19 protein-coding genes are annotated in these 18,799 nt (G+C 28.8%); 4 read left to right on the top strand and 15 right to left on the bottom strand.

Annotated features, from left to right (window positions below; genetic code table 11):
• Positions 1 to 27 precede the first annotated feature (27 nt).
• The 12 genes from Q0997_RS09220 to Q0997_RS09275 all read right to left on the bottom strand — a co-directional run bounded on the left by Q0997_RS09220 (position 28) and on the right by Q0997_RS09275 (position 11,834).
• Positions 28 to 201 (bottom strand): hypothetical protein, encoded by a 174-nt coding sequence (locus Q0997_RS09220; protein WP_299887777.1) that lies wholly within the window; start codon positions 199 to 201, stop codon positions 28 to 30.
• A gap of 106 nt (positions 202 to 307) precedes the next feature.
• Positions 308 to 1,180: a hypothetical protein gene (locus Q0997_RS09225; RefSeq protein WP_299887779.1), complete on the bottom strand. Its 873-nt coding sequence runs from the start codon at positions 1,178 to 1,180 to the stop codon at positions 308 to 310.
• Positions 1,181 to 1,255: 75 nt separating this feature from the next.
• Complete coding sequence (locus Q0997_RS09230) at positions 1,256 to 3,307, bottom strand: M48 family metallopeptidase (protein WP_299887782.1); 2,052 nt, start codon at positions 3,305 to 3,307, stop codon at positions 1,256 to 1,258.
• A gap of 166 nt (positions 3,308 to 3,473) precedes the next feature.
• Entirely contained in the window at positions 3,474 to 4,394 is a 921-nt protein-coding gene (locus tag Q0997_RS09235) for a hypothetical protein (protein ID WP_299887785.1), read from the bottom strand.
• Positions 4,395 to 4,535: 141 nt separating this feature from the next.
• Positions 4,536 to 5,525 (bottom strand): hypothetical protein, encoded by a 990-nt coding sequence (locus tag Q0997_RS09240; RefSeq protein ID WP_299887787.1) that lies wholly within the window; start codon positions 5,523 to 5,525, stop codon positions 4,536 to 4,538.
• Positions 5,526 to 5,652: 127 nt separating this feature from the next.
• Positions 5,653 to 6,000 (bottom strand): hypothetical protein, encoded by a 348-nt coding sequence (locus Q0997_RS09245; RefSeq protein WP_299887790.1) that lies wholly within the window; start codon positions 5,998 to 6,000, stop codon positions 5,653 to 5,655.
• Positions 5,997 to 6,551: a hypothetical protein gene (locus Q0997_RS09250; protein WP_299887793.1), complete on the bottom strand. Its 555-nt coding sequence runs from the start codon at positions 6,549 to 6,551 to the stop codon at positions 5,997 to 5,999. Before Q0997_RS09250 ends, Q0997_RS09245 begins: the two co-directional genes overlap by 4 nt.
• A 101-nt stretch (positions 6,552 to 6,652) precedes the next feature.
• Positions 6,653 to 9,130, bottom strand: a complete 2,478-nt coding sequence (locus tag Q0997_RS09255) for a prolyl oligopeptidase family serine peptidase (protein ID WP_299887796.1) — start codon at positions 9,128 to 9,130, stop codon at positions 6,653 to 6,655.
• 471 nt (positions 9,131 to 9,601) lie between these two features.
• On the bottom strand, positions 9,602 to 10,027 hold the full coding sequence (locus tag Q0997_RS09260) for a VOC family protein (protein ID WP_299887799.1): 426 nt from the start codon (positions 10,025 to 10,027) through the stop codon (positions 9,602 to 9,604).
• A gap of 161 nt (positions 10,028 to 10,188) precedes the next feature.
• Complete coding sequence (locus Q0997_RS09265; protein WP_299887802.1) at positions 10,189 to 10,758, bottom strand: hypothetical protein; 570 nt, start codon at positions 10,756 to 10,758, stop codon at positions 10,189 to 10,191.
• 162 nt (positions 10,759 to 10,920) lie between these two features.
• Positions 10,921 to 11,403 (bottom strand): hypothetical protein, encoded by a 483-nt coding sequence (locus Q0997_RS09270; protein WP_299887805.1) that lies wholly within the window; start codon positions 11,401 to 11,403, stop codon positions 10,921 to 10,923.
• Between the two features lie 98 nt (positions 11,404 to 11,501).
• On the bottom strand, positions 11,502 to 11,834 hold the full coding sequence (locus Q0997_RS09275; RefSeq protein ID WP_299887807.1) for a hypothetical protein: 333 nt from the start codon (positions 11,832 to 11,834) through the stop codon (positions 11,502 to 11,504).
• Positions 11,835 to 12,113: 279 nt separating this feature from the next.
• On the opposite strand from Q0997_RS09275, the gene fumC reads away from it, so the two are divergent.
• Positions 12,114 to 13,511, top strand: coding sequence for a class II fumarate hydratase (gene fumC / locus Q0997_RS09280; RefSeq protein ID WP_299887809.1), 1,398 nt, complete (start codon positions 12,114 to 12,116; stop codon positions 13,509 to 13,511).
• Positions 13,512 to 13,663: 152 nt separating this feature from the next.
• Here the strand turns inward: fumC and Q0997_RS09285 are convergent, their stop codons facing one another.
• Complete coding sequence (locus tag Q0997_RS09285) at positions 13,664 to 14,242, bottom strand: Crp/Fnr family transcriptional regulator (RefSeq protein ID WP_299887812.1); 579 nt, start codon at positions 14,240 to 14,242, stop codon at positions 13,664 to 13,666.
• A 174-nt stretch (positions 14,243 to 14,416) separates the two neighbouring features.
• Between Q0997_RS09285 and Q0997_RS09290 the strand changes: the two genes are divergently transcribed.
• From Q0997_RS09290 to Q0997_RS09300, 3 genes are read left to right on the top strand one after another with little or no spacing between them, the layout of a single operon-like run.
• The gene (locus Q0997_RS09290) at positions 14,417 to 14,701 is read left to right on the top strand and encodes a hypothetical protein (protein WP_299887814.1); all 285 of its coding nucleotides are present in this window, start codon (positions 14,417 to 14,419) and stop codon (positions 14,699 to 14,701) included.
• A 1-nt stretch (position 14,702) separates the two neighbouring features.
• Positions 14,703 to 15,938 carry an imidazolonepropionase gene (hutI, locus tag Q0997_RS09295; RefSeq protein WP_299887816.1) on the top strand — a complete coding sequence of 412 codons (1,236 nt, stop codon included), beginning with the start codon at positions 14,703 to 14,705 and terminating at the stop codon, positions 15,936 to 15,938.
• Positions 15,922 to 16,497: a hypothetical protein gene (locus Q0997_RS09300; RefSeq protein ID WP_299887819.1), complete on the top strand. Its 576-nt coding sequence runs from the start codon at positions 15,922 to 15,924 to the stop codon at positions 16,495 to 16,497. Before hutI ends, Q0997_RS09300 begins: the two co-directional genes overlap by 17 nt.
• Before the next feature lie 48 nt (positions 16,498 to 16,545).
• Here Q0997_RS09300 and Q0997_RS09305 read toward each other — a convergent pair whose 3' ends face one another.
• Positions 16,546 to 17,424, bottom strand: a complete 879-nt coding sequence (locus Q0997_RS09305) for a chromosome partitioning protein ParA (protein ID WP_299887822.1) — start codon at positions 17,422 to 17,424, stop codon at positions 16,546 to 16,548.
• A 440-nt stretch (positions 17,425 to 17,864) separates the two neighbouring features.
• Positions 17,865 to 18,749 carry a chromosome partitioning protein ParA gene (locus Q0997_RS09310; protein ID WP_299887825.1) on the bottom strand — a complete coding sequence of 295 codons (885 nt, stop codon included), beginning with the start codon at positions 18,747 to 18,749 and terminating at the stop codon, positions 17,865 to 17,867.
• Positions 18,750 to 18,799: the final 50 nt, after the last annotated feature.

Raw genomic sequence — 18,799 nt, forward strand, 5'->3', positions numbered from 1 at the left:
CCTTTTTTATTATCTATTAAAAGCTAATTAAGCATTTTTATTAGCTTTCTTTTCTTCCATAATTTCTTTAACACGTTCAATTAAACTCCCTCCAATCCAGTAAGGAATAACGAAAGTTAATAAAAAAATCATTAACCAAAATCCTATGGTTAAGATAGTTAAGAATGCTAAAAAGCCTAAATATTGGTCAAATTCGAACATAATTGATGTGTCTTGTTATAAATCTTTGGCAAAGATAAGTTAAACTCTTTTTTTATACAATACAAAGTTTATAATTATTAACAGAGTTGTTAAGATATCTATTAAATTATTCTTTTCTAATAAAAGTCTGATATTTATTAGGAAACCAATGCGTTACTTTTTTAATTAATCTTAATCTTGTATTTGGAACTTTTATTATTACTGGTATAGCATTAAATTTTATAGTTGTCGTTTTTTTAATTTGTTCATTAATACTTAAACTGGTCATTAAATTATATGAAAAGAATTCACTAATTTTCTCATTCCATTGTTTCTTGTTTCCCCAATAATGACCAACACAATTATCTATCGCTTCTAGTTTATTGTTGGTTTGTAGGGCTATTGAAAATGCCAATTGTTCTATTAATCTTGGTGTTACTTGCTGCATACACATACTATCACATATATCAAGTGCTAATTGTAATACTTCTACTCTATCATTACTAACTGCAATTGCTCCTGCATTCCACATACAAGTATTCGAGTCTATATTAATGCTGCCATGGCTAGTATTTTTTAACTGATGCCACATCAATTTTTCAGTTTTAGATTGTAACTCACTAAGTTTACCTTCATTAAGGTGCATTAAATTATAACCTTGAGATAATTTTGTTTTAATACTATTAAAATCTTCAAACAAGAACGTATCTGCATCTAAGTATAAAAATGGTTTATCGTTCCATTGTTTTGCAATTAATTGTAATGCTTTAATTTTAATACGCCAAAAAAACTGATGGTCTCCTTTCCATTCTGTAAGTGTAGACTCATTTAATTTAGAAATAATAATTCTGTCCTTTATAATATTAAAATAATCTGGATGGTCTGTAAGTACAATAATCTTATCTTCTTCTTTCATTTGAGAAAGAAAAGTAAACATAGAAAATAAAGCTTGTTGATAATTTATATAATCTTTACCAAATACTAAAAAAACAATATACATGTATAACAGTTATAGAGCTAAAATACATTTATTAATAAATATAAATCACTCTGCTTTTTATTTAATTCAATAATATTATTCTATTAAAGATAATTTATAATCTAAAAGGTCTTTTTTAATTGTAAAATAGCTGTTAGAAAGTAAAAAAACATAATTATTTAAGGTAGTAAAAAGAAGTTCTAAGTTTTTATCAAAGTAATTTTGATTTCCAAAATATTCCCAATCTTTGGATAAATACAATTCAAAATTGCCTTTCATTTCTTTAGAAATACCTTTAATAAATTCATCATTACGCAGGAATTCGTTTATACTTTTCTTAAGTTTTTTTTCAAAAAAATTAATATCTAAAAAATTTGATTTGATCTCTTCGAAAGGTGTTGTGAAATTAATAAATTGAAGTTTATTGATAAGAGTTTCATAAAGTTCCATTTTTTTATCATAATCCTTTTCAAAATCAAAAAGTTTAATATACATTTTTTTGAGCTTTCCATTTTTATCTTTTTTCTGCTCTTTTATTTTAAAATGATTATAAATATTAATGTCATTAGTTTTAATAACCTCTTTCAATTCTTCTAATTCACCTTTTAATTTTTTTAAAAGCGTTTTAGTTTCTTTTCTTTTATATTTTATACCATCATAATCAAATGTTTTTATTTTGATAGTTTTATCATCAATTTGTTTTAATATTTCAATATCACTAATTAAAGCTAATTCTTCATAGCATAAATGCACTTGTTTATCTGAAAACAAATCTGAAAATGATAATTGACCAATTAACTTTTCTTGCTCATTAAATACAAATTCTTGAGGGTTTTTATTATCATAATAACCGTTATATTTTTTAGCAAAAGATTTTTTTTCAAAATCTTCTTTATATCCAGATTTAAACGATTCTAAACTATTAATTAATACTTTATTTGAGTATTTTATTTCCCCAAAAACTTTAGAAGTTAGCTCTTTTTGTGTTTTTACTACATCTGTTAATAAATTTGTAGCTGGAGTAATTGGTTTTTCTTCATGGACAAGCATAGTAGCCTCTAATTTTACTATGCGTTCTTCAATACTTGGATGTGAAGCCCATTGATTTTCAATAGTAAGTTTAGATTTATTTAATTTATTTAAATCTTCTATAGTAATTTGAGGAAAATTATTTACTACATGTAAATCATCATATTCTGAAATAAATTGTATTACAAATTTTTGCTCGGTATATATATTATTACTTTTAATATTCTCTGCTATTTTATTCTCATAAAATCCAATTACAGAATTAAATGCATGATCAGCTAAATTCATTCTTAAAAGTGATGTTTTTAAAGGTAAATAGCCTGTTACATTAGCAGCTATTTCATCAGCATGAAATTCCATTTCTCTAGATAATGCTAAATAATTTTTATTTACAAACTCATACATTATTTTAAGTATATACTGTATTGCTTGTATAATTTTTAATGCCAGCATAACAAATATTGACAAATAGCCACTTAAATTTGCCCATCCAACAATCAACTTATCGAATGATTCATTATCATGAATAGTATTGTATATAATTTGATTCAAATTATATACAATACTACCCACTTTCATCGTGCGTTGAGAAAAATGACCAAACTCATGAGATAAAATAGCTTTTAGTTCCTCTTCTGTAATTGTATTAATTAGTCCCATACCAACTTGAAGGTTTTTTTTAATTGGCAAAAACATACTCCAAAAACTAGAATCGTAAAAAACAGAGGCATTAACATCTGGAGAGAAATATATTTTTTTAGGAAAAGGTGTTCCAACTTCATTGGTTATTCCTCTTATCATTTTAAAAAAAAGCGGTTCTTCTTTTTCTGTAATTTCTACAAGGTGTGATAAGTTCGTTTTATTCGATTTAAAAATAAATTTGATTAAAAAGATAAAAACCAAAATACCTAAACTTGCAATACCTATACCTAATACTATAGTTATTAAACTAGGTTTAGTTATTATTAAAGTAATTCCTCCATAGACACAAGCAACAGTTAAAACTAATGATAATATAAAAATTACTATATAAACAATTATAAAGACAGTAATAGCAAACATTGCTTTTCCTGTCTGGCTTTTAAATTTTTCTGAAACTTTTATATTATCCTTTAGCATTAAATTCTGTGTTTAGTTTAAACATACTAAAATAGTTTTTATATTATTATATTTCTGTTTGATTTACTGATATAAAACATACCGTGCAAACCAAATAGAATATTAACAAAAATTGTCTTAAGTAATCTGAAATTAGTAATTGATTTTAAAAACCATTACAACCGTTTTAAGTGTTTTGAATCAAAAAACAAGCGACTTTACTTTCGGGTTCAAAGAAAATATATAAATCGCCATCTCCCCAGAAATTCATGTTTTCAAAATACTGTTTATACCAATCGTCTTTGGGTTTTACATTTGTTCTTTTTGTTTTTACTTCAAGTCCATCGGTTAATTGACAAAGAAATTTCATTGTTTTCTTAGATTTAGGACAAGAAGGAATATCAGGATATTGAATCCAATTAGGGACTCCTGTATGGGCAAATCCATCTAAATTATTTGATTTTTCTGTACTAATAAATACTTTTTCATAAACTATTTCCGAATTTGGTTTTAAATCATCGTAAGAATTATCCGTTTGTGAAAGTTCTTCTACATTTATAACTTTTGGGTTTAATGGATCTGAATAATCAATAAATAGCTTGTCAAAATTTAAATAGATTGGTGCTACTAAATGCAAATCGAAAGGAAGCCAATTAAAAGCTTCATTCAATTTTGATAATTTACCCAAATACTGAAAAGGTGCGTTGAATTTAAATTTTGGAATTGAAAATTTCTCTGGTATTTCTCCTCCCAAATAACTTTCAGATTTAGATACTATATTTAAGTTAAAAATTTGGTTTGGCTCTAACTTTTGGTACTCAAATCCAATTTCATTTTCATTTAACTTTCTTTCTGTTTTATGGCCTTCATCATTATCATAAGCTTTTATGAGTTTATTATCTTTAAAAACAAGATCAATCGAACTCCAAATGTTATTAGCAGTCTTTTTGTCTATAATTTGTGTTTCTAGAAATTTTTGGCATTGCTCGTCTCCATTAAATTCGGCTTCCCAACCAGCTAAATAAATATGTTTTTCATCTTTTTGTCCAAAACAGAACGTAAATAATCCCATAAATGCCAATAATATGATTTTGGTTAGTGTTTTCATTTTTCTTGAATTAAGTCTAACAACTTTGTTTATTATATATAGTTTGGAAAAAGATACTAATTTTTGGATTGTTACTATTCTTAAATTTATAAAACTATATGTCTTTTATACTACTATTACTTACTCCTTAATTGTACGCTGTTATTTTTCTGTTTGCTTTTGAATCCAATCCATTAATTCATCTTTGTTTATTGTATTCCAAGTTGTTTGTGTATTCTTTTTTTCTAATGAACTATCTTCAGGTTGAAAAACAATTAGTTCTGTGTTTTCATTTCCTGCAAGTTCTAATTCAGCTAAAAACCCAACTATATCTATTGAGTTATTTTCGTACAATGTCTTGAGGTAGTTTGTTAACCTATATTTTATTGCGGGTTCTATATAAGCTCTTACAGCATAGTTTTTATAAATTTTAATATTTCTATTCTTTTCATCATAGTAGCTATACGGTGAGAAGTTGTGATAATTATCTGGTTTAGTTTTGGGTGTGCCTTTTAAATACGTTTCTAACATAAAATTTATAAATTTTGCTTCCCATAGGTTATTTCGGTTGATTCTTATTTCACGTTTATGTTGATACCATTTTCTTGTCCAGTCTAATGTAAAATTACATATAACAATGCCTTCTATATTAAGTTGAAACTCATAATTACCCGCTTTCATAAATTTAATATATCTCATCGCTCTATGCCCTACTAAACTTGCTCCTAAAAAGAAAATATTTTTATTTGGCAAATTGTATTTAGTAAAGGCTTCGTGAATTAGTTTGTGTGTAGAAAGTATAGAGGTTTTAGAAAAGTAAAAATCAAAAGGGATTTCGGTAGAAACGGACAATACAGCAAAGCCTTTTTTAGAAGCTTGATTATAAATTTGCTTTGCACTTTTATTTCTTTTGTCATAGCCTGAATCCTCAAGAAAGATAAGTACACCTTTAACTATTTTATCTTTTGGAATCATTAATGTATAACCACTTCTTATAAATGGCAAAAAGTCATTTTCTCCTGTTCCTATTCTTAAACTGTCATTTTTTAACTGCCTGTAATTTGTTTCAAGCTTTTGTGAATAAGATTTGTTACCGAAAAAAGTAAATAAAGTAAGTATAAAGAAAAACTTAAAAGTTTTATTATTATTCATTTGTATAAATTATGTACACTATTTTAGGTGTGATTAGTTCTGATTTTCTATTATGTACTTACTCATAATTATTTATTTTCTTTTATCTTTCTATATATAAAGCTAAATTTAAAATTTGGAGCTGTTGTTACCCAACGTTTTTTATTCCAATTCTGTTTTCAATCCAATCGTGGAAATATATTACTAATCCTATTATGAGATGAAAACCAATTAATATTTGTCCAAGTAATTCTGCTGAACCTCTAGAATTCATTCCAAATAATCCTATTACAATATGATAAGCCATCAATAAGAAAAGTCCAACATTAGATTTACTATTCAAAACCCATAATATTAATATCATCTGGACTATTAATCGACCAATTTGAGTTGGAAGCCTTTCTCCTCCAATTTTATTGTAAACTAAAACCATTAAAATAATTTCAACAACTACGGTGAGAATTATAGCTAATATTAAAACAGGTCTATCCTTCATCTACTTTTTTTATATAATTTCTGTCTATGTTTATATTTCCGCATTCTGTATCTTAAATTACCTAAAAATTTATTCAATTCGTGTCTAATTCCACCAAGTTCCCAATTCACATCAAATTTTTTCTCTGGTTCGTTTGAGTTTATTGATTTAGTTACATAAAAAGGTCGAGCAACTTTACAATGTAGCATAGGCTCGTTATCTATTATTGTTGGATAAAAATCTGCTGTATGTGAGGTTTTTAAAAAGTATCTAATTTCGATTATAGTTTTATTTGGTAATGCCCTGTATATGTATAAATTTATATCATAAAGATTTTCATATATAATAGTCAATTCAGTTACAATTTCGCTCAACGATTTGGGTGATTTTTTGCCATTAACTTGTTTCCGAATTTTAGCACGTTCAAAATAATTCTTCCCAACAGTTTCATCAATTTCGGACATTATATATTCACAATTTCTCGATATTTTATTCCAACAAATATCAGTTGCCATATTAATAAGACTTGATGTAGCCTCTGAAATTTTATTTTCGAGTTCTGCTTTTTTCATAATACTTGGTAACTCACTTATGTATGATTAGATAAGGGAAATAAGTTTCGTTTTAATCAAATAAGCAAACTTTTAAATTGATATAAAAAACTATGCAACAATTAATGCTTCTCAATTTTAACATTGACTTCACGGTTTTTAACATACTTATCAAACCAATTTATTTGCTCCCATAAAACATGCTCTATGGATTCTTTTGCTCTGTAACCGTGATCTTCAAATGGTAACAATACTAATCTTGCTGTACCACCAGAACCTCTTACTGCTTCATAAAATACTTCAGATTGAAAAGTTAAAGTCCCTGGATTAGAATCATCATCTCCATGAATAATTAAAATAGGTTCATTGACTTTATCTGCAAAAAAAGTTGGGGAACAATCAATATATGATTTGGTAGCTTCAAAAAGTGAACGACGTTCACCTTGAAATCCAAATGGCTGATTTGTTTTATTGTAAGAACCACTTCTAGCAATACCAGCGCAGAACAAATCTGTATGCGCAAGTAGATTGGCAACCATCAAACCTCCATGACTATGGCCAATAACACCAATTCTGTCTGGATCTGCGACACCTATCTCTATTGCTTTAGCAACTGCTGCTTCTGCATCCGCTACTAACTGCGGTACAAACGAATCATATACTGTTTCAGGATCACCTATCATTGGCATAGCTGTATTATCTAGTACTGCATAGCCTCGCATTAAAAAGTATTTGTGAGATGGTCCATATATACGCATAAATCGATTGGATGAGCCTCTTACTTGGCCAGCAGTCTTAGCGCCACCATACTCTAATGGATAAGCATATACAACAGTTGGTACTTTAGTTCCTTTCTTATAACCCGGAGGTAAAAGGAGTTGAAAACTTAACTCCACACCATCGTTTCTTTTATATCTGATAATTTTATTTTCTATCTGACGTAACTCTGGACTTGGATCTTTAAATTTTGTAATAGGAGATTTTGTAATAGCTCTGGTTGCTTCACCTGATTTGGCTGAAATTGAATTTCCGAATTTTGCCAAATAAAAATTAGGAACGACTGAAGATGATTCCGAACTCATAATGAAGCTGTTTGGCTCTTTACCGAAATCTACAAAATATTCATATTTATCTTTTTCGCAACGAAATATTCGTTCTACATCTCCATTCACAATATTACGTTTATCAACAAAAGGGCGATCTCCTTCTTTAGTTCCACCGCTTCCACGGAAATATATAGAACCGTCTTCTACTTTAAATACATATTTTCCATTACTTAATTGTGTAAAAATTGGATACCCTGGATCGTTATAACGATCGTTTTCATCCAAATCAAACCATTGTTTAGATGTGCCTTTATTAACATCCAATAGCCAGACATAACGCCATCTTTTTATGCGTTCTCTTTGATATACCATCAACATACCTTCAGATTGTCCCCACATGGTTGATTGAATTCTATGTTGTGCTTTAAAAACTTCTTCTGGTTTACCTTTAAATGGAGCTTCCCAACGCATTAGGCGGTCTCTAAACTCTACTTTGGCAACTGGATTACCTCCATCCAAAGCTTCCCTCCAAAATAAAGTATGCGGAGCAGTTGGCTGCCAGTTTATGGACCTAGGCCCAGTTATAACACCATGTATAGGCACTTCATTTGCAACAGAATGATTGACAATTGTTTTTAATACATTTCCTTTTAAGTCCCATACTTCTGCATCATTAGCAAAACGCCACCAAGCCACTTCATGAGACCATGGTTTTTTTAATCGCTCTACCAAAAGATAATTTCCATCAGGAGAAGCACCTGCCCAAATATATGAAGCTGCTGGTCCAACCACTTCAGATTGTTTCGTTTTAGTATCATAAATGACCAATTCACAATTTGTATAGTAACTAAATAAATCATCATCATATGCCGTTTCCAACAAGTTTCTTGATTCGTAAGTTGATCTCGCTATGGCGCCTGCATCTTCCTTAATCTTAGGCCCATTGGGTATTGATGGTTTTTTTGGAACAGCGCCTCGGTCTGCAATTCTTCGAACTAACAGTTTTTCTTGATTTGGTAACCATTTTACTGCAGCATCCATAAGTGGATTAAGCACCATGTTTGGAACTTTTTCAACATGTCCACTTATATCTCCCATCCACAATTCTATTCGATCCTCAAATCCTACAGCCAAAGCAAATCGTTTACCATCTGCGGCCCAAAAGGTTGAGATAATTTCGGATTCTACTGGGGTATTAAGCTTAACTGTTTTACCATCTTTTACTGTAAGTATTCTAGGAGAAGTACCACCATGCCTTCCATGATAATAATTATTTTTTGGATTGATACGTGTTCCTGCTAGTTTTAACATAGGTGCTGCTAACTCCGACAAAGTTGGGTAAACAATAGGATCTGTTAATAGCATATGTGTTTTTGATGGAGATATAGATGTTCTTGGTAATTGTGGAGCATGTAGAATTTTAAGAATATCTTCTTTAGGAGATTGCCAGGCATTTGTATTATCATCAATACTTTTGTTCTGGGCTATTGTTTCTTGATTGCATAATAAGCAAGTAAAACTTAGTAGCATAAATACTAAAAATGATTTTTTCATGATAAAGATGTTTTTTGTTGTTTTGATTGAAGAAATATGAAATTATTATTTTTACTTAATATTTTTTATTTATTACTTATTGTATTTACTATATAGTGTCTTAACGTAGTAATATGTTACCTTATTTTATGAATTAACATCCCAAGTTGATTTAAAATTATAACAAAATATACTTCTTATTAATTCAACTCAACTTTCCTAATAAAATGGTTGTATATGTTGTCCTTTTGTATTTTAGCAACTAATTTAGTAAATATTCTTTTTCAATAATAATGGCTAATATCAAACAATCTCTTTTAGATTTATAATTGAAAATATTTATATGATACTTGGCTCAATAGTTTTACAAACTATCCATTCTACATAGGTAGAATAAAAGAAGTGCTACTTCTTGAATTTCACCTTTTGAATTTCCATTTAGGAAATTCCACCGCTATTAATTATTGGTGTTGTTATACTTGGTTTTTTTATTTATTGTTTAAGATAGTTTACCATCCATTGCACTCCGAATTTATCTGTAAATGTCCCAAAGTATGCGCCCCAAAATGTATCCTCTAGCGGCGATGTTACCGTTCCTCCAGACGAAAGTCCATTAAATAATTTAATAGCTTCTTCTTTACTGTCTGGACTAATAGAGATATAATAATTATTTCCAAATGTTAGCGATTGTCCCATGGATTCAAGTGTATCTGTACCCATAAGAAAGTTTCCAGGTCCTATAAGTAAACCAACATGCATTATTTTTTGCTTGTCCTCTTTAGACATTAAATCATTATCTGGCATATCCCCATAACGTCTTATTCCTCCAACGAATTCCACACCAAATACTGATTTGTAAAAATTAAATGCTTTTTCTGTGTTACCCATAAAGCTTAAATAAGTATTGATTGCTGCCATATTTTATTTTTTTAGAAATTAATTACTCTTAATCCTTTTATTAATGAAGCATAATGGTCTGGTAACCGTCAGTTACGGGTTAAATGCGTTAGTTTTCGGTTTAGCATAGACTTTAGCAATTGCGAGTGGACCAGACGTAGTCGAATCCACCGTAATTGCGGTTATAGATTGTTGAGTACAGTTATTTTTATTCGTTCAATATTTTCAAATGGTTCTTTTTCCTCAGCATATTCCAACAGGTCAAATGCGATTCCAGTTTTGCCTTTTTCAATTTCCGTGTTTACAATTCGTTCTAATTTTTTTATTCCAATTGCGTCAACACCATAATAATCGATAAGTATAGAATTGTTTTTTACAAATAGAGCTTTTATAATTAAAGCTTTTCGATTTATGAAACCTACCTTTTCGAACTTATGATTTAATTTAATTCCGATTTCATCTGCAATTCTTATTGCGTTTTGTTTATCAATTTTCTTTTTCTTAATCAAATACCTCTCAACCGTAAGAGGAAATAATTTTTCCAAAATAGAATTTTGAGAGTAATTTTTCGCCCAAGGTAAATTCGTGTTCTTGTTTTGAAAATGTTTTATTAATTCAATTGTTAAGTCAAATCCAATAATTCTCACACTCGGAATATAAAGTCGGATTAGTTTTCCGCTTTTTAATTCAAATTCTGGTATAGAAATTCCGTTTAACTCAAACTCTTTGTTATGGAAAGTGCTGTTTATCATAATTGTAGGCAGCTTGTTTGTATATGATTTCGTTGCGTATTTCAGCAACAAATTTAGCAAATACAAACCGAATAGAAAATCCGCGAGAATTTCCAAAATTAGGCAAGTAATAGCTATAAATCACACACTTTTTGGCAGTAGTTATTGTTCCTTTTGTCTATTCTAATTTCGAATAGTGTTTTCAACATTTTTTTCGGTCATTTTTTGCATTTTGATTAATGTTCTTACTCCGTGAATCATAATCATTGAAGCCTTTCCTGTTTCGATTATATATTTTAATTCAGTTCCATTTTCTAGCTCAACAAGTCCAAGTGTTAAAGAATCATTTTTATATCCTTTAAAATCTCCATATCCTTTGTCTTTCGCATTAATCAAATTTCCACAACTTTCAGTTCCATTCTCATTTGTTATTAATTTTTGAGTTGTCAAAATACTATAGTTTTCAGAATCAATTACTGTTGAACATATAATTAATTCGTTTTCAGTCAAGTCAAGATTTAGTCCAGAATAAGGAAAGTCCGAATTCAATTCATAAAATTTTGTCCATTTAAAATCATCATATGGTTTCATAGTACTTCTTTTAATAGAAGCTATTGAAATATTATGTTTTGATTTATCAGTCTTGTTCATTCTAATTACTGCCAACGGTTTGTGTATGGTTAGTTACGGGAAATTAGTTAGAATTTTCCGACGTTGAATTAATTATACAGGTTGTTAGTAACAGGCTTTTGATCATATTAAATTTAATAAGGATATTCTTTTTTCCAGTCCAAGTATTTATTATAAATTAATATTTTCAATTCTTTTAATTCTGTATAATCTTTTCCCAAATTATTTATTCCTGTAGACATCTCTTTTAACATCTCCATAGTCAGATGTTCATTCCAAATGAGATTGGTTCCGAATTTGTTAATTCCTTTAAGGTGTTTATTCGCGATAGCTTTTTTAAAATTAATCCAATCAGATTTTATAGTGTCCGAGTGTCTTTTTTTTCTAAGATTTATTCGATAATAGAAAACACTAACTATTCCAATGGTAAGAACAAATGTTGTAATAAGAATCATTCCATTATCCATAATATTAGTCTCTTAGTTTTTGCTTGTGTAGCTTGTTGCTAACGGTTTGCGTATGGTTACTAAGGTAACTATATATCTTAAATATATGTATACAGATATATAATTGCCAACTTATAATTTTAATGATAAAAAACATTTTTTATCAGGCATTAAACTAAATTAAAAAAACAACAATTAAATATTTATTAGTTTATAACTCTTAAAACTTATAAACATACTTACTAAAATAAAACCTTAAGTTTTTATAAATTTGCACACCTAAAACAAACCAGAAACACAATGGAATATAGAATAGAAAAAGACACAATGGGCGATGTAAAAGTGCCTGCTAATAAACTTTGGGGAGCACAAACTGAGCGCTCTAGAAATAATTTTAAAATAGGCACACCAGCTTCTATGCCATTAGAAGTTGTTTATGGTTTTGCTTATTTAAAAAAAGCTGCCGCATATACCAATGCAGAATTAGGTGTTTTAGATAATGAAAAGCGTGATTTAATTGCACAAGTCTGTGATGAAATTTTAGATGGTAAACATGATGACCAGTTTCCTTTAGTTATTTGGCAAACTGGTTCTGGTACACAGAGTAATATGAATGTTAATGAGGTAATTGCTAATAGAGCACACCAAATAGCAGGAAAGGTAGTTGGTGAAGGTGATAAAACAATTCAACCAAATGATGATGTAAATAAGTCACAATCCTCTAATGATACATTTCCAACTGGGATGCATATTGCTGCTTATAAAAAAGTAGTAGAGAATACTATCCCTGGTGTAAAACAATTACGTGATACTTTAAATGCAAAATCTAAAGCATTTAAAGACGTAGTAAAAATTGGTAGAACACATTTAATGGATGCAACACCACTAACTTTGGGTCAAGAGTTTTCTGGTTATGTATCTCAATTAGATCATGGTTTAAAAGCTTTAGAAAATACCTTACCACACTTAGCAGAGTTAGCACTTGGAGGTACTGCTGTTGGCACTGGTTTAAATACGCCTAATGGTTATGATGTTTTAGTGGCTAAATATATAGCACAGTTTACAGATTTACCTTTTATTACCGCAGAGAACAAATTTGAAGCTTTAGCGGCTCACGATGCAATTGTTGAAACTCACGGAGCTTTAAAACAAATAGCAGTATCCTTAAACAAAATTGCAAATGATATTAGAATGATGGCTTCAGGCCCACGTTCTGGTATTGGTGAAATAATTATCCCTGCTAATGAACCTGGAAGTTCTATTATGCCTGGAAAAGTAAACCCAACACAATGTGAAGCTTTAACTATGGTATGTGCTCAAGTTATGGGTAATGATGTTGCTGTAACTATTGGTGGCACTCAAGGTCATTATGAACTTAATGTTTTTAAACCAATGATGGCTGCTAATATTTTACAAAGTGCACAACTTATTGGTGATGCTTGTGTTAGTTTTGAAGCACATTGTGCTTCTGGTATAGAGCCAAATCATGATGTTATTAAAGAATTATTAAATAATTCTTTAATGCTAGTAACGGCATTAAATACTAAAATTGGTTATTATAAAGCTGCTGAAATAGCTAATACTGCTCATAAAAACGGAACAACTTTAAAAACAGAAGCTGTTAATTTAGGTTATGTTACTGCTGAAGAATATGATGAATGGGTTAAACCAGAAAATATGGTTGGGAGTTTAAAATAAACGACCCGTTTATATATAAAAAAGCCGATAGCATATTATGTTATCGGCTTTTTTTTATTAGTATTAGTTAGTTATTATATGGGATATACAATATTTTGAATACAAGTTTATAACAATCATTTCTTTTAAGCATTAACATAGGTTAATAACATTTAAAGTTTTGCTCTAATTCTACTCAATTGTACTGGTGTAATGCCCAAACTAGCAGCTATTTGATATTGTGGAATAATATTATCTAAGTTGTGAATTCTTTCTCTTAAAGCCAGATAACGCTTAGTAGCATCTTTTGTTGACAATTCTATAAAACGAGATTCATTTAATAAAATTAAATATTCTAAATATCTATTATATACAGTCATTACATTCATATCCTGATAGCACAACAAATAAAAATCTTTAAAATCTATTTCAAAAATATGACAATCTGTTAACGTTTCGAATATAGTATTGGTTGGGCGTTGCTTTAGTAATGCCCTAAAAGAGGAAAAAAACATATACTCATTAATTAGTGTTTTAGTTAACTCTTTTCCACTATCTAAAATAATATAAGATCTTACTACTCCTTTTGCTAAGAAATACAATTTTTGAGGGATAACGCCTTGCCTTAAAAGCTTTTTATTGGACTTAATTTCTCTATAAGTTCCCATTTCATAGAGTTTATCAAACACAGAATCAGGAACAGGATGAAACTTATTGACAAAGTCAAAAGCTTCTTTATAATATGGTTTCATAATATTAATTTCGAAATATAATTCGCACCTTATATTTCAATTACACATTTACCGTATCAAAGTAGTTATAAAATAGTTTGGATAGAGAACATTTCGACGTAACACTTTTTATTAACGCCAGAAAGCATGTCGTAATTAAATATTCAGTTTATGCATTTTATCCTATATTTGAGCATGAAAAAATATCTAAGCGATCCAAGGTATAATATTATCGCAATTTTTATTGCAGAAATTATAGGTATTGCATTTACCTTTACAGCAGATTTTACGGGCGCTGGCTTGGAATCTGTAATTATAAAATGGGCACCTGCTATTATAGGTATCATAGCATTATTTTCTTATTTAATTTCTAGACTTTTTTTAAAGCAATACAATTGGATTATTAGCTTAATAGGTATACTTATTATTTTAATTGTAGCGATACATATTCACAATACAGATTTTACACAAACAATATAACATGGCGTTATTAATTACTAACATAAAAGAACTTCTTCAAGTTCGAGAAACAAATGTCTTAAAGGTTTCTGGTAAAGACATGAACATATTACCAACTATAAAAAATGCATATCTTTTAATTGAAGATGATACCATTGTAGATTATGGAAAAATGGAAGACTCTAAAGGTATTGAAGCAGATAAAGTTATAGATGCTACTGGGAAATTAGTTTTACCAACTTGGTGTGATTCTCATACCCATATTGTTTATGCTGGTAATAGAGAGCAAGAATTTGTAGATAGAATTAATGGCTTATCTTATGAAGATATAGCTAATCGAGGTGGCGGTATTTTAAACAGTGCACAAACATTACAAAACACATCTGAAGACGATTTGTATACACAATCTATTGCACGCGTTAAAAAAATTATGCAATTAGGTACTGGTGCTATAGAGATAAAGTCTGGTTATGGCTTAACTACAGAAGCAGAGTTAAAAATGCTTCGCGTTATAAAACGTATAAAAAAAGAATTTCCAATAAAAGTAAAAGCTACATTTTTAGGCGCTCATGCACTACCCCAAAAATATAAAGACAATAAACAAGGTTATTTAGATTTAATTATTAATGACATGCTTCCTTTAGTTTCTAAAGAAAACTTAGCTAGCTATATTGATGTTTTTTGTGAAAAAGGTTATTTCAGTATTGAAGATACAGAACAAATTTTAATAGCGGCTAAAAAATACCATTTAACACCAAAAATTCATGTTAATCAATTTAATGCTTTTGGAGGCGTAGCTTTGGCTGTAAAGCATAATGCTTTAAGTGTCGATCATTTAGAAGAACTTAATGATAAAGATATAGACGCTTTAAAAGGAAGTAATACAATGCCAGTAGCTTTACCTTCTTGTTCTTATTTTTTAAGCATTCCATATACGCCAGGAAGAACAATTATAAATGCTGGATTACCGCTAGCTCTAGCTACAGATTACAATCCTGGATCTACACCTTCTGGAAATATGAATTTTGTATTAAGTACTGCTTGTATAAAAATGAAACTCACTCCAGAAGAAGCGATAAATGCAGCTACAATAAATGGCGCTTATGCTATGGGAATTGAAAAGAACTACGGTAGTATAACAAAAGGAAAAAAAGCAAACATTATTATTACCAAGTCTATACCAAGTTACAATTATTTGCCATACGCATTTGGTGAAAATAATATAGATAAAGTTATTATTAATGGACAAAGTATTTAATTTTGATTTAAACGATAAGCCGCTTTCTAAATCATTAAAACGTGTTGGCATTAAAAACTTCTTAGAAGCTTCTAATTATATAAAACAATTACCATACGGAAGAAATACTGATAGAGCTAATTATACTTTAGTATTAAAAGAACAAAAAGGAACTTGTTCTACCAAACATGCTTTTTTAAAACAAATTGCTATTGAAAATAATATTACTGAGCTAAGGTTAATTCTTGGTATCTATAAAATGAACAATTCTAACACTAAAGGTGTTGGTTCTGTACTTGATAAGCATAATTTAGATTACATTCCTGAAGCACATACTTATTTAAAAGTAAACAATACTGTTATTGACCTAACAAATAATACCGTTTCTAATGATTCTTTTGAAAATTCAATCTTGTTAGAAGAAGATATTATTCCAGATCAAATTGGTGACTATAAAACCAGTAAACATAAAGCATATTTAGAACAATGGATTGTTAAAGAAAATATTAATTTTTCATTTAAAGACGTATGGCATATTAGAGAAAAGTGTATCGAAGCATTATCTAATAAAAAAGCCTGAAGTTAATTATACTTCAGGCTTTTTATTTATTATAGTATTATTACTATTTTATCTTAATTCAAAATGAGTACTTGTTACTAATTCTTTCCCTTCAAAAACATTCACTGCATACAGGCCTTTCTCGAATTTTTTATTTGCTTTAGAAATATACTCACAAACATCTAGGCTTTCATTTTCGTAATTAAACGTACTTATTAAACTATAACGAAGAGATTCTTCACCAAATACAACACGTTTGTTTAAACCTAAAACATTCTTTTTTGGATCTATAACTTGTACAAACACTTCTTTCTCCCCTGTTTTTACTAAATTACTTTTAGCTACAGTAAAACAAACTCTAATCTTGTCACTTCTTCTTGCTCTTTCTGTTGGTTTTTGTTTTCCAGATGAGCGTTGTATAATACCATCTACTTTCATACTATTGGCACTTAACACTGAGGCATTTTCTATAGCATTAGCTAAAGCTACATTTTGCGCTAAAAGTGTATTGGTTCGCTTAGTAGCATCTTCTAATATTATTTTTGTACTATCTATACTAATTGCTAAATGTTGATTTTCGTTTTTAAGCGCTTCATTTTCAGTTAAAATAAGATCCATTTCTTTTTGTAGTTGGATATATTTTCTTTGATATTGCCATAAACTTTTAACATTTAATTCGGCAACTTGAAGTGAATCTTTTAAAAGTGTAATGCGATGTGTAGCATCTTCTAATTTTTTATTAACGACAGTGTTTCGTTTCATTACCTCTTGATAATAATAAATCATCTGGCCATATTTGTCTACTACCCTTTCTTTTTGTGCTAAAAGTATTTTTTCATTTTCTTGCTTCTCTATATACAAAAATGAGCAATAGGTTACAATTCCAATTAATAAAGTAATAGCGATTCCAAATGCAGATTTAAATTTAGGGCTTACTGTATCTAACATAACATAGTTGATTAAGGGGTAAAATATTATTTTTCAACATAAGTTATATAATTAAAAATAGGAGATATTCATCACATCTTTTTAATTAAAAAACTAATATCCAGTAGGTTAAACTGTAAAATTTATAGATTAAAGCAGGTATTGATTTGTATTAATTTAGAAGAATAAATCTAGTTATTTTTACTAATATTATTTAATCAATGTTATATGCTAAAGATAATAAAATATCTTTAACAACTAACACTCTCAATTTGAGATAATTGAAGAAATTAGATATAAAAAGCGCACTTATTTACTTCGTATTTCTTTCTAAAAAATGAAAATATTAAGTTTCAATTATTAACATGAAATATAAAATGAAATTGTATAAAAAAACCTGAAACATCGTTTCAGGTTCTTCTTTATATTATAATACTACTATGTAGTGTAGTATAAATAATTTATCTTAATGAAAATTGTGTGCTTGTTACCAATTCTTTCCCATTAAAAACATTTACTTTATATACGCCTTTTATAAAATCATCATTTTTATCTGCTTTAGAAATATACTCACAAATGTCTAGGCTATTATTTTCATAATAAAATTTACTAATTAAACTGTAATTAAGTGATTCTTCATCAAAAGCAACTTGTTCATTTAAACCTAAAATATTGTTTTTTGGGTCTATAACTTGAACAAATAATTCTTTATCACCAGTTTCAACTAGTTTATTTCTAGCAACAGTAAAGCATACTTTAATTTTATCACTTCTTCCTGCTCTTTCAGTAGGTATTTGCTTTCCAGATGATCGTTCTATTATACCATTCGCTTTCATACTATTTGCAGTTAATACAGCAGCACTTTCAACAACATCTGCTAAAGCTGTATTTTGCACTAGAAGAGAATCTGTAAACATAGCACGTTCTTCTAATTGTAATTTTGTACTATCTAAGCTTGTTGCTAAATATTGGTTTTCAACTTTAAGTTTATCATTTTCAGTTAAAATAACATCCATTTCTTTTTGAAGTGCTAAATACTTCTTTTTATACTTCCATAGACTTTTTAAATTAGTTTCAGAAATTTGAAGAGAATCAATTAATCCTTGAATACGATCTTTAGCTTCTACTAAATTTTGATTTACAACAGTATTTTCACTCATTGCAACTTCATATTGAGAAGCCATTTGGTTAAGCTCATCTAAAACCTTTGCTTTCTCTTGCACTAGGACTCTTTCATTTTCTTGTTTTTCTTTATAAAGTGAGGAAGAATATATTCCTACTCCAATAAATAAAGCTATTGCTATACCTAATGCGACTTTTAATCCTGTGTTTACTGTGTTTGACATAATATATTTGTTTTTTTAGGGGTGAAACGTTATTTCTTAAAATTAATAAT

Source organism: uncultured Lacinutrix sp., from assembly GCF_947500325.1.
Taxonomy (GTDB): Bacteria; Bacteroidota; Bacteroidia; order Flavobacteriales; family Flavobacteriaceae; genus Lacinutrix.

Coding starts and splice junctions, on each gene's coding strand:
- Q0997_RS09220 (WP_299887777.1), bottom strand. CDS start 201: ATGTTCGAATTTGACCAATATTTAGGCTTTTTAGCATTCTTAACTATC.
- Q0997_RS09225 (WP_299887779.1), bottom strand. CDS start 1,180: ATGTATATTGTTTTTTTAGTATTTGGTAAAGATTATATAAATTATCAA.
- Q0997_RS09230 (WP_299887782.1), bottom strand. CDS start 3,307: ATGCTAAAGGATAATATAAAAGTTTCAGAAAAATTTAAAAGCCAGACA.
- Q0997_RS09235 (WP_299887785.1), bottom strand. CDS start 4,394: ATGAAAACACTAACCAAAATCATATTATTGGCATTTATGGGATTATTT.
- Q0997_RS09240 (WP_299887787.1), bottom strand. CDS start 5,525: ATGAATAATAATAAAACTTTTAAGTTTTTCTTTATACTTACTTTATTT.
- Q0997_RS09245 (WP_299887790.1), bottom strand. CDS start 6,000: ATGAAGGATAGACCTGTTTTAATATTAGCTATAATTCTCACCGTAGTT.
- Q0997_RS09250 (WP_299887793.1), bottom strand. CDS start 6,551: ATGAAAAAAGCAGAACTCGAAAATAAAATTTCAGAGGCTACATCAAGT.
- Q0997_RS09255 (WP_299887796.1), bottom strand. CDS start 9,130: ATGAAAAAATCATTTTTAGTATTTATGCTACTAAGTTTTACTTGCTTA.
- Q0997_RS09260 (WP_299887799.1), bottom strand. CDS start 10,027: ATGGCAGCAATCAATACTTATTTAAGCTTTATGGGTAACACAGAAAAA.
- Q0997_RS09265 (WP_299887802.1), bottom strand. CDS start 10,758: ATGATAAACAGCACTTTCCATAACAAAGAGTTTGAGTTAAACGGAATT.
- Q0997_RS09275 (WP_299887807.1), bottom strand. CDS start 11,834: ATGGATAATGGAATGATTCTTATTACAACATTTGTTCTTACCATTGGA.
- fumC (WP_299887809.1), top strand. CDS start 12,114: ATGGAATATAGAATAGAAAAAGACACAATGGGCGATGTAAAAGTGCCT.
- Q0997_RS09285 (WP_299887812.1), bottom strand. CDS start 14,242: ATGAAACCATATTATAAAGAAGCTTTTGACTTTGTCAATAAGTTTCAT.
- Q0997_RS09290 (WP_299887814.1), top strand. CDS start 14,417: ATGAAAAAATATCTAAGCGATCCAAGGTATAATATTATCGCAATTTTT.
- hutI (WP_299887816.1), top strand. CDS start 14,703: ATGGCGTTATTAATTACTAACATAAAAGAACTTCTTCAAGTTCGAGAA.
- Q0997_RS09300 (WP_299887819.1), top strand. CDS start 15,922: ATGGACAAAGTATTTAATTTTGATTTAAACGATAAGCCGCTTTCTAAA.
- Q0997_RS09305 (WP_299887822.1), bottom strand. CDS start 17,424: ATGTTAGATACAGTAAGCCCTAAATTTAAATCTGCATTTGGAATCGCT.
- Q0997_RS09310 (WP_299887825.1), bottom strand. CDS start 18,749: ATGTCAAACACAGTAAACACAGGATTAAAAGTCGCATTAGGTATAGCA.